4 protein-coding genes are annotated in these 8833 nt (G+C 44.9%); all 4 read right to left on the bottom strand.

The annotated features are described in order from the left end of the window. Nucleotides 1-295 precede the first annotated feature (295 nt). Nucleotides 296-5395, bottom strand: coding sequence for a S8 family serine peptidase (locus ACO1R6_RS15530; protein WP_486265863.1), 5100 nt, complete (start codon nt 5393-5395; stop codon nt 296-298). 447 nt (nt 5396-5842) lie between these two features. Further along, nucleotides 5843-6946 (bottom strand): chorismate mutase, encoded by a 1104-nt coding sequence (locus ACO1R6_RS15535; RefSeq protein ID WP_486265864.1) that lies wholly within the window; start codon nt 6944-6946, stop codon nt 5843-5845. 86 nt (nt 6947-7032) lie between these two features. Continuing rightward, nucleotides 7033-8205, bottom strand: coding sequence for a pyridoxal phosphate-dependent aminotransferase (locus ACO1R6_RS15540; protein WP_486265865.1), 1173 nt, complete (start codon nt 8203-8205; stop codon nt 7033-7035). Nucleotide 8206: 1 nt separating this feature from the next. Further along, nucleotides 8207-8833 (bottom strand): prephenate dehydratase (locus tag ACO1R6_RS15545; protein WP_486265866.1); only part of this gene is annotated, 627 nt, incomplete at its 5' end.

An 8833-nucleotide genomic window follows, 5' to 3' on the forward strand; every position in this document is an offset into this window, starting at 1 on the left:
CTGCTCGCGCCAGCTTGTAGCTGGTGGGAACTCATAAAAGAAAGTCTTTAACTACCTGCCCGTTGAAAACTGGCCCTTATATAGTAGTCGTTTTAGTGGTTAGTCTATAGTGGCCAAAGCAAAAAGACGATATCCACCCGCGAGAAAAAGCTTCCTAAGCACAGAACGGAAAGATTATTCCTATTCTTAATAACAGCGACCAGATAATAAATCCGGCCGGTTAGCTTTAGATGAGTTCTATCAATCTAAAAACTACCGGCCGGATTTTTCTTTTAAGCCTGCAAGTATCAGCAGACTATTCTACTACCATTTTAATGCGGCTGGTAGTATTGTTGTAAGTTGCCAGTATTACGTAAACGCCGGCCGGAGTGCCCGCTGGTAAATTTACCATTACTTTGTTTTCGCCTTTGCTGATTAATTGTTTTTGGCAATAAACGGTTTTACCCGCCATGTTTATTACTTCAACCTGCATTTGTTCGGTTTGGTTGGCGTTAGCCAGCAGGGCAAAAGTACCTTGCGATGGATTTGGATAAACTGTTACCGCAGCGCTAAAGTTATCGTCGAAATTTACGGCTTTAGGACCAAAATAAGCAACATCGCCGTTCAGGTCAATTTGTTTCAGGCGGTAATACCGGGTGCCTTTTTTGTTAAATTCGGTGTCGGTAAACTGGTAAGCCTGGCGGGTATTAGAATTAATACCGGTAGCGGCTACAAAACCCAGTTTGCGGTAATTCTTTGCATCAGTAGATACTTCTACTTCCATACCGTAAGCATTTTTTTCGGTGGCGGTTTCCCAGGTAAGCAAAGTTTCGTTTTGTTTTTTAGCGGCGTTAAAAGAAGCAACGGTTACCGGTAAAACAATGGTTGGGTTGCGGTCAGAGGCAGTCCAAACCGAGAAAGCGCTAATGCCGGCTAAGGTTATTTTGTTTTCGCTTTCATTTAACGTCGTTACTGAATTTTCCTGTACCGTCCAGGTGGTACCATTGTCGGTAGACCGGTAAAGGGCCAGGTTATCTTTTAGCAGGCCGTTCAGTTCGCCGGGCAGGTAAGTAAATTCCATGGTGGCGTTCAGGCCGCTGGTTTTGCCAGATGTTACCGCTACATCAAAGTATCTTTTTACCGAGCGAATATTGCCGGGAGCCGTTACGCCGGTTACGCGGGTTACCTGGATAGTAGGCGACGGGCTGGCCGTAGTAGTAAGGCTAATGCCCATGTTACCAAAGTTTTGGGTAGATACTGATTTAAAAGATCGGCTGGCTTGTACCGTACCAATAATATAATTAGAAGCGGTTTCGGTAAGGGTAGCCGTGCCGTCCAGAATTACTTTGTACGGGCCAGTAGAAACCGTTCCTTCGGTTATGGTTAGGTTACCGGTAATGGTTACATCAGAGCTTAAGGTTTTATTACCTGTACCGCCAATGCGTAGGTTTTGGAATAAGCTGCCGGTAATGGTATGGTTTACATTACCGGAAAACTGCAACAAGGCATTGTTGGTTTGGTTAAGCGTACCCGAGTTGGTAAAGTTCTCGGCAATATTTATAACCCCGCCATTTAAAGATAAACTGCCTTGGTTGGTTAAGTTTTTGCTGTTGGCCTGACCCGTATTAATAACCGGGTAGTGGGTTAAGTTGGCCGGAATCATTACATCCATTTCGGCATCGGGTACGCCATTGGTCCAGTTGGTACTGTTATTCCAGTCTGTGTCGGTGTTACCGGTCCAGGTGGTAAGGCAATAGCTAACGGTAACAGCAGCAGACGTAGCTGTGCAACCATTGGCATTGGTTACCTGCACCGAGTAATTACCCGGTTGGCTCACGGTAATTTGTTTCGTTGTCTGGCCCGTAGACCACAAATAATAAGTACCGGTACTGGCAGTTAAGGTTAACGTATTGCCCTGGCAAATTTTAGTAGAACCACTGGCTGTAACCATGGCCACCGGAGCAGGATTAACCGCGATTACGATTGGGTCAGTAGCTATATTGGTGCAGTTGCCATCATTAAAAATGGTCCGGAAGTAAGTCGTTGCGGCCAGGTTGCTAAAGGCGTAATTATTCTGGGTGTATGCAATACTGGTCCAGGTAAGGCCATCGGCTGAAGATTCCCAGCGGGTAATGGTGCCGGGGTTGTTAAAGGTAATGGTACCGGAATTATTGCTGGCGCAAAGGTTATTGGCCGAGGTGGTAAGGGTACCATTTAATTTTACTGCTATCCGGGCGCTGGGTGTGCCAGCGGCCTTAACTTTCCAATCATACACAAATAAACTGCCCGTGCTGGCTCTGCTTACAGTAAGTACGTTGGGTAAGGTATACGGGAACTGGAGGGTACCGCTTGCATTGTTGCGGTTGGCGGTTGCGCCCTGACCAAAGTTAGAAACCAGTAAACGGTATTTATTGCCGGCGGCAGGTACCGAAAGGTTAACGGTGTATTGGGCAATACCTGGGCTTACAGCTAATTGCGAACTACCTATTAAGGCATTGGCAGCATTGTATAACGAAACTGTCATGGTGCCGGCGGTACCGGCATTTATAGTTACCCGGTCTAAAATAAATGGTACGGCGGCATCAAAATAAACGGTATCCTGGGTGCTGCTGGCAAAGGTGCCGGCTGTATTATTTTGCAAGGTGGCCGTAGTGCCATTAAATTGGTTTAAAACCGCATAATACGTTTTGTTGGCAGGTAAAATGCTGGTGCTGGTATTATTTCCGGCCGCAACTAAATTACCACCCGTTGGTGCATCGTACCAGAAAACTGTACCGTTACCAGAGCCCTTTAAATTGGCGGTGCTATTGTTGCAACTGGTAGCAGCCGCAATGGGTGCCTCAATTAAAGCCTGGGTTGTAACTGTAGCGCCAAAAGTATTGTTGCCGGTAATATTATCGGTGTTTAGCGCAGTGCTGGCGCTTAGGTTATAAGTAGTGCTGGGTTGTGCATTAAAAGAGCCAGGTAACGTAAATGATTTTTCTTGCCCGCTGGCCAGGGTACCGCTGTAAATCCCCGAAAGTGTATTTACGATTAGACCATTATTTTTAATGCTAACAGATACCGGAATATTATTTTGACTTACTGAACCAAAGTTTTTAATGGTAACGGTTACTCCCTGGTCGGCATGAGCCATAAAGTTATTGTTAGTAGGGATATTAATAGCGGTTATGCCTACATCGTTGGTGGGGGTTACAAAGTTTAGCGTATAATCTTCGGTTTCTCCTTTCTCATAGGCACCGCAGGCGCTAATCATTTCGGCACTGGTGGTTTGAACCAAAACTATGCGCAGGCGGGTGCTGTTGCCCACTTGTACCAAATTAGGCACCTGAATATTGGTGTTAAAATATTCGGTGCCAGGTAATACAGCCGAGGTAGCCGCCCACTCATCCGCATCATCAAAATCACCATCGCTGTTCCAGTCGGCAAAAATCTTAACCACTTTATCGGCCGGCGCGTCGCAGGTACCTACTTTAACCGATATAGGTAATAACTGGCCTACTTCAACATTGGCCGAAAGCGCAGTAAAATCGGTATAAGCATTGCAGGTGCTGGCGCTGCTGTTGTTTACCTGGCCTACGTTTACGCTCTCTATACGGGCACCAGTGGTATTGGTGGCACCCGAAGCACAATACTGTATGCCTTGTAAGCCACTCACAATTAAAGAATAAGCCTGGGCATTATTGCGTAAAGTGCCTTTGTGCGATACCGTAATGGTATAAGTTTGGCCGGGAACCGGATTAGGAATTAATATTTGCTCTACGTTATCCCGGATATTATTGCCGGTACTAGCCGGAGCCGATGGATTGGCCGGATCTAAGATCCAAGGCAAGTGGGTTTGAGAACCAGCGGTAATTCGTACATCTAAATCGTTTACCAGGCGGGGTGTACGGTTGTTCAGGGTAGATGGTGTCATGGCTAAAACAGTGCCGGCCGGGTCGGTCCAGGAAATGGTTACCCGTAAAGGTTCAGAACCTGAAGCTTTAACGGTTTGGGTATAGGTTTGGCCCTGAAATAAAGAATTTTCGCTTAACTGGTGGGTTTTTAACCGGTTGGTAATTACCTGTGCCGCTTGTTCTGCGTTTAAAACGCCCCAACCATAAACATAATCTGGTCCTGGGTTGTTGCCGGCTTCGTTGGTAGTATGAATAGCTAAACCTTTAAGGGTGGCAGCTAACATAAACTGGCCATTGTTGCGGTTAGAATAATGCTCTTGCAGTAGAATCAAAGAGCCTGATACGTTGGGCGTAGCCATAGAAGTACCAGTAGAATAATTGTAAGCCTCATCGTTAGAAGCAAAGGACGACAGTACCCGTACGCCACTACCAACCAAGTCTGGTTTTATCCGGCCGTCGTCGGTTGGTCCCCAACTGCTATTGCCAAAAATAACGGCATCGGAAGGTTGGGTATAACCATTGGCCAGGCCATGAATAGCTCCTACAGTTAAAATGTTTTTAGCTACACTATGATCTGGAATTACGTCGTAGCTGTCGTAAGATTTCATATCGGCTGTACGGCCAGTGCTTACCAGTTCCCAGTTACCAATATTGGGGTTGTAGCGGTAATAAGGCTGACCTATTGCAGGCTCGCCACTGTTGCGGCTGTTACCGGCCGCTTTTACCATTAAATAATAAGGCGAGTTAAACGCAATATTGTCCCATAACTGAGCGGTATTACCATAATAGCCATAATACACATCTTCTTTGTCGCTTACACTTAGTTCGCCGTACCAGTACCAGTTAGAGCCAATTAAACGCCAGCCGGCTAAGTTACCATAAGAGTGGTTTGATACCAATAAGCTGCTGGCCGCATTAGCAATTTCAGAACCGTCGTTGTTGTAATTCCAGGCTTGCAAATTTACCGCACCATTGGCCATACCTTTGGTCATGGAGTTAAGGCCGCGCGCAATCATGGTACCGGCAACGTGGGTAGCGTGGTCGTTTAGGGAAGTAGCACCATCGCGGTTTATAATGCGGCCGGTTAGTTCACGGTGCGTAGCTCTAACGGCACCACCATCCCAAATGCCCAGTTTACCGGCCATTTGCGGACTAGAGCCATTTAAGTTAAGGCCACTAGCACCATCCACCCATAATTTATTGGTGCCGGTTGTAATTGCCGAAGTTTCGTTGTTATGGGTAATATAATAAATGGGCCGGCCCGACTCAGTTAAGCCTTGTAAAGAAATGGTTGTTCCATCGGGTTTGGTATCAGATATAATCCAATTATGCTTTTTTGCCAGCATCAACGCACGTTCCCGGTTCTCGTTGTATTTTAAGTTTTGCTCTACCGAAATTTTTTCAAGTTTGCTCTTATTAACTAAAACTGGAGCTTTTTGGGAAACTTGCTGCGCCTGACCTAAAAAAGAAATGAGTAAGAACTGAGAAAAAAATACAACCTGGCGTAAAGTTTTAATCATATTATTGCCTATTCTTTAAATAAATTTAGTCTTCTTAGTAAACTTATATTTGTTTATGTCGTTAAAAGACTTGTTGTTATTTGTAATATGGCAATAAAGGTAATAAAATTATATTAGCTAGCCATATTGGCTATTTGGCGGTTTTTTCACCTATATTTAAATATTAATTATTGTATTTAATTGAAAATGAATTATTTATAATATTGTTTGGTTAATAAAAATTGTATTTAAGTATTATTTGTATTGGATTGTGGATTTTGTTCCATTTAAAATTCTTTAAAATATTATATATTTTAATATTTAATACCTGAAAAAGTTTTCCACATTTTGGAAAGGTGTTAATAAAAAATGCCATTTCAAAGATTAACTCCCCGGTTTAAGACCAGAGAGGCAATCTTCAAAATGGCAAATTGGTGTTTAAAGGCCGCTGGGCGGCTTTCCTAAATATTAAGCGTCGGCTTTGCCGTTCACAATTTCAGTTTGGATGTTAATAGAGTGTTGGTGTACGGTCTGGAAAATAGCCCGTACAAATTTCTCATCTAAGCCTTCTTTCTCGGCTTTGGCCAAAATATCTTCTAAAATCTGGTCCCAGCGTTTAACCTGCAGAATAGCCATGTTGTGGGCTTTTTTGTATTCGCCAATTTTACGCGATAAACGCGCCCGACGGGCAAATACCTCCATCAACTCTTTATCTAACTGATCAATATTGCGACGCATTTCTTCCAGCATATAATGATCTTCCTGGTCTGTGCCTTCTACTTTACTGAACCGCAAACTGGCTAATAATTTTTTCAGGTCGGCGGGCGTTACCTGCTGCGAGGCATCGCTTAATGCTACGGCCGGGTTTACGTGGGTTTCAATCATTAAACCTTCCATGGCTAAGTCCATCGCGCGCTGGGCAATGGGTTGCAATAACTCGCGGTTACCGGCAATATGGCTCGGGTCGCAAATTAAAGGCAACTCGGGTACCAAACGTTTAAATTCAATGGCACTGTTCCACTTAGGCATATTGCGGTAAGGTGCATTGTCGAAAGTAGAGAAACCCCTGTGAATACCGCCTAATTGTTTTAAGCCAGCCTGGTTCAGGCGCTCAATAGCACCTAACCATAGTTGCAAATCAGGATTAACCGGGTTTTTAACCAACACCGGAATATCTACCCCGCGCAAGGCATCGGCAATTTCCTGTACGGTAAAAGGGTTAACGGTAGTACGGGCACCAATCCATAAAATATCAATACCGGCTTTCAGGGCTTCAAAAACCTGGGCCGTATTGGCAACTTCACAAGCTACTTTTAAGCCGGTTTCCTGTTTTACGCGTTTCAACCATTTTAAGCCTGGTACACCAATACCTTCGAAGCTATTGGGGCGGGTGCGGGGTTTCCAGATACCGGCGCGGTAAACAGTTACACCTGGTACTTCTTTAATGAGGTGGGCCGTTTGCATTACTTGTTCTTCTGATTCGGCGCTGCAAGGGCCGGCAATAATTAGCGGTGACTTATCTTCGTTTAGAAGGGCTGATGTAGGCAATAAGTCGATGGTTGGTTTACTCATGGCAATGTTATAGTTAAAATTTTTGGTTTCAGATTTATTTAATACTAATGGTTAGTTATTGAAAGTTAGTTCCTTATGCAACGCAGTTAATTACTAACCACCAGTTGTTTTATATTATGTATGGCACGCTGAATATTTTCTTCGGTAGCACAAACCGACACCCGCACGTAGCGCTCGCCGTTGGAGCCAAATATTTTGCCGGGCGTCAGGAAAACATGGGCTTCGTATAATACCTGGTTTAAAAAGGTTTCTACATCTGCTACCTCATCGGGAACCCGGCCCCAAACAAACATACCGGTTGCATCTTTGGCGTAGCGGCAGTTAAGTACATCCAGCAATTCATAAATAAGTTCGCGCCGCTTACGGTAAACTGCATTGCGTTCCTGGTGCCAGCTTTCCGGGTTGTTTAAAGCGGCTATGGCAGCGTGCTGTATCGGTAAAAACATACCCGAATCGAGGTTACTCTTAATGGCAATAATGGCATCAATGTATTCGGGACGGCCCATAACCATGCCTACCCGCCAGCCGGCCATGTTAAAAGATTTGCTTAAAGAGTTTAACTCCAGGCAGCATTCCATAGCCCCGGCGGCTTTTAATATGCTAACCGGCGGCTTTTCGTTTAACACCAAACTGTACGGATTATCGTGTACAATTAAGATTTTCCGTTCCTGCGCAAACTTAATTATTTCTGCAAAATCCGCTTCACTGGCCAAGGCACCCGTAGGCATGTTAGGATAGTTCAGCCACATTAACTTTACTTTAGAAGTATCTAATCGGCGTAGAGCTTCCAGGTCAGGCAACCAATTATTTTCGGCGGTAAGGTCAAAATAAACTGGTTCTGCGTTTACCAGTTTGGTAACGGCAGCATAAGCCGGGTAGCCCGGGTTGGGCACCAGCACCTGATCGCCGGGATTGAGAAAAGCCATGGCAATATGAAAAATGCCTTCTTTAGAACCTAGCAAAGGTAAAATTTCGGTATCGGGGTTTAAATTTACGCCGTACGTTTGGCCATACCATTTTGCCATGGCGTTGCGCAAAGCCGGTATAGAGCGGTAAGCTTGGTAACCGTGGTTTTTCTTGTTTTCGGCCGATTCTGTAAGAGCAGAAACGGTAGCCTCGGAGGCGGGCATGTCCGGATCGCCGATACCTAGGTTTATAATATCGTGGCCCTGAGCCATTAAAGCCCGCACTTCGGCCAACTTACGGGCAAAGTAATATTCCTGTACGTGGTCTAAGCGGTTAGCCTTCGGAATTATCATTTTATTTAACACCTCTTTTATAAGTACCTAATATTTTTGTTTCTACTGTAAGCGGTTCTATGGTTTTAATAGCCGTCCGGAAATCGGCGTAGCTTTGCCATTCTAAATCGAGTAAAATGGTAAACTCGGTGGGTTTACTTAAAATCGGGATAGACTGAATCAGGGATAGGTTAATATTTAAATCCCGGAACACATCTAATATTTTAGCCAGTTCACCGGCGCGGTGGTGCAACCGGAAATTTACCGAAGCTTTGTTGGCCGTAGAAATATCGGAAGCAGCATTGCGGGAAATTATTAAAAAGCGGGTATAATTATCTTTGTAATTTTCGATGCGTTCTTCTAAAATCTCCAGGCCATAACGGGCAGCAGCGGCCCGGCTGGCCACGGCAGCTACGCCGGTTAAATTGTGCTCCCGAATTTCGCGGGCGCTTTCGGCCGTATCGGCGGCTTCTAAAGCTTGCATGTGCGGATGCTCTTCCAGGAAATTACTGCACTGCAGCAAAGCCATAGGGTGCGACCGCACTACCCGTATATCCATTACCGACTGGCCCGGCAGCGCTAATAAGTTTTGTTCAATAGGCAAATAAGCTTCGCCAATAATAGAAACGGGATAATCGTGCAGGAGCGA

Source organism: Adhaeribacter sp. (genome assembly GCF_057359045.1).